Raw genomic sequence first — 3,043 nt, 5'->3', positions numbered from 1 at the left:
CGTTCGGGCGTGTCAACCGGGCTTCACCGGATCGGCCACCCCGCCGCGGGAACGAACCCGGGCACGGGGGGCAGCCGGCTCCGCGGGAACGGGCGCGTGCGAGGCGACTCGGGCGGGCCGGAACGGGCCTGTGCCGGGCAGGGTCAGCGGCGGCGGCGGAAGACGCGGCCGATGGCCACCGCGCCGGCGACGGCGATGGCCGCGGCCGGGGCGGCCCACTTCAGCGTCAGCCGGGCGGCGCCGGTGTCGCCCGGGGCGGGCTGCGGGGCGTACCGTCCGCGCGGCGGTGCGTGGTCCACCTCCTCCGCGCTGCGGCCGATCATCGTCCGGCGGGCGAGGTCGGCCTCCGGGGCGTACGGCGGCTGGGCGTCGAGCGGGTCGGCGTCGTCGTCGGAGTCGTCGTCGGAACGGTCCGCACCGAGGCCGGCGGCGCGGGCCTCACGGGCCTTGCGGTCCGCCTCGCTCTCGCCGATGCCGTCCAGGTGAGGGTCCCGACCGCTGAACTCCCCGGCGGGGCGCGGCTGGTGGTCGGCATCGGCGGTGGTGTCCGCGTCACCGGTACCGGCGTCACCGGCTTCAGGGGCGTCGGCGGCTGCGCCGGCGTCGGCCTTGTCGGCATCGGTGTCGGCGGCATTGCCATCGGCTTCGCCATCGGCGGCCGGCTCGGTGGAGTGCGCTGCGGGTTCCTCGTCGGCAGTTCCGCGGTCGTCGGCGTCACCCTCGGCCTCACCCCCGGCGGCCGGCGCGGTCTCGGCCGCGCGGTCGGCCGGTGCGGCCGCCTGCTCGGCTGCGGTGCCACCGTCCTCGGGTCGGCTGTCGGCGGACCCGCGCGTCGGCTCCTCGTCCGCCGCGGGATCGGCTGCGTCGACCTCGTCAGCGGCGTCGGCGCCGTCGGGGCGGGTGGCGGGCGTCTCGGCCTCGCTCCGGCTGCCGTCGTCCGCCTTCTCCGCGGCGGAGTCCTCCGCGCCACCGTCGTCGGACGAGGAGCCGGACGAGGAACCGGTCGAGCCGGTGCCGCTCGCCGAGGCACCGCCCGTCGGGCTGCCGTCGCCCTTGCCCGGCCCCGGGATGCCCGGGATCGCGCGCTGATCGTCGTCGTCGCGGGGTTCCGCGGCGGGCGGCTCCGCCTCGCCGATCTCGCCGACGAGCGCCTCGGTGAAACGATCCAGCAGCCTCCTCGCGGCGGTCTCGCGCTGCGCGGGCTCGATCTCGGCGAGGCGGCCGGTCGCCTCGGTGCTGCCCGTGTAGGACAGCGTCGTACCGGAGCCGTCCTCGACGGGTCGGGGGACGACGGTCAACCGCAGCCGCACGGTGCCGTTGCCGCGCGCCTCGGACCCGACGGCGTCCACGTCGACACCCTCGCCGCGCCCGGTGAGGGTCACGGTGCCTCGATAGGTGATGGTGGAGCCGCCGATCCGGAGCCGCAGCCGGCCGGCGAGTGCCTCGGGGTCGTCCCCCGGTTCCACCTGGAAGCCCGGCACGCAGCGTGCGACGCGTTCCTGTTCGGCGAGCGCGGCACGCACCGCGGTGGCTGAGAACGGTACGAAGATCTCGTGCTCCATGGAGCGGAGCCTACCCACTGGGAGCGCGACCACGTGGGGGCGCGCGCCGCATTGCGCGAACCGGGCCCGCCCGGGCCCGTGTTCCGGGGTCGCGCGATTCGGGACCGCGCCGCGGGGTCGACGCCCGAGGGTCGGGCAAGCCGGGCGCGGCGGGGCCGCGACGGCCCGGTCTCAGCCCTCCTCGTCCCCGGCGTCGGCGCCGTCCCGGTCCTCCGCGCGGCGCTCGGCCCGCTGCTCGGCCTGCCCGGGGGCGCCCTCCCCGCCGGGCAGACCGACCTCGCCGGCGCCGATGGCGGCGCCGGCTGCGCCGTCCTCCCCCGCCGGCCCGGCGTGGGTGGTCCGCTCCGGCTCACCGGAGGCGCGTTCCACGCTGCGGGTCACCGCCTCGTCGAGCGAGGCGCTGAGGGTGACGGTGGCCGCCAGCGCGACGACGACGGCGACGCTGACGGTCACCAGCAGCGCCCGGCCGCGCCGGGTGAGGTCGCGGTGGAAGAGCCAGAGCACCACGGCGCCGCCCGCGACGGCGTTGACGACCCCGGTCAGCAGGGCCGCGTTGAGGCGGCCGAGGTGCGGCAGCAAGAGGAAGGGGAACGCGAGGCCACCCAGCAGCGCCCCGACGTAGTCCGCGGCGGAGAGGTCGGCGACGGCGCCTCCGGCGTCCTGGCGGCGGATGCGCTGGATCAGCGTCATCAGCAGCGGCATCTCCATGCCGATGAGGAAACCGATGACGAGTGCGAATGCGAACAGTACGGGGCGGATCTCGCCGAGCCAGAGGTGGACGGCGAAGAGCACCAGCGTGGAGGTGCCGCCGACGAGCGCCAGGGCCGCTTCCAGCAGGCCGAAGGCGAGCGAGGCACGGGTCCGCAGCCGTTTGGCGGCGAGCGAGCCGATGCCCATGGCGAAGACCATGAACGACAGGACCACGGAGGTCTGGGTGACGGTGTCCCCCACCAGGTGGTCCGCGACCGCGATGAGGGTCAGTTCGTAGACCAGACCGCAGGCGGCGCAGACGAACACGGCGAGCAGCACGAGGAACCGACCGGTACCGTCGGCGACCGGCAGCCTGCCGGAGAGCGAGGGTTCGGGACCGCCGCCGTCCTCCTCGGGCGCGGCGGCGGGAGGTGTCTCCCGGCCCGGGCCGCCCTGCCGCACGACCAGGCCCCCGACTCGCTTCCCCACCGGCGGCCGCCCGGGCTCCGGGGCGACGGGAGCCGGACCGCCGGCGGTGCCGGGGGCGGTCCCGGTGGAGTCGATCATGTCTCGCACGCTACGGGACGTTTCGCGGAAGCAACGTCACCCGCAGGAGTGGAAGTTGGGGCCGCCTCGCACGCACGCCCGGCGCGGCCGGCACCCGCCTCGGTCCGGCCCGCCGCGCCAACGGGCGTCAGTAGGCGTCAGTAGGCGTCAGTAGGGGGAGGGCGCGCCGCCGCTCCCGGCGGAGGCGGCGTGGGCGGCGGCGCGCTCGGCGTGGCAGCCGGCGC

Annotated in this window: 1 protein-coding gene and 1 pseudogene; both read right to left on the bottom strand. The window is 76.9% G+C overall.

Going from position 1 to position 3,043, the window contains the following annotated elements; translation table 11 throughout:
- Positions 1-143: 143 nt before the first annotated feature.
- Positions 144-1,562, bottom strand: a complete 1,419-nt coding sequence (locus HCN56_RS24790) for an SRPBCC domain-containing protein (RefSeq protein ID WP_167974781.1) — start codon at positions 1,560-1,562, stop codon at positions 144-146.
- A gap of 366 nt (positions 1,563-1,928) precedes the next feature.
- Positions 1,929-2,819: pseudogene (locus HCN56_RS24785) on the bottom strand (hypothetical protein); the annotation flags it as partial.
- Between the last annotated feature and the right edge of the window lie 224 nt (positions 2,820-3,043).

It is taken from the genome of Streptomyces lonarensis (assembly GCF_012033735.1).
In the GTDB taxonomy this organism is placed as follows: Bacteria; Actinomycetota; Actinomycetes; order Streptomycetales; family Streptomycetaceae; genus Streptomyces; species Streptomyces lonarensis.
This window is presented reverse-complemented; position numbering and strand designations above follow the sequence as displayed.

Coding starts and splice junctions, on each gene's coding strand:
- HCN56_RS24790 (WP_167974781.1), bottom strand. CDS start 1,562: ATGGAGCACGAGATCTTCGTACCGTTCTCAGCCACCGCGGTGCGTGCC.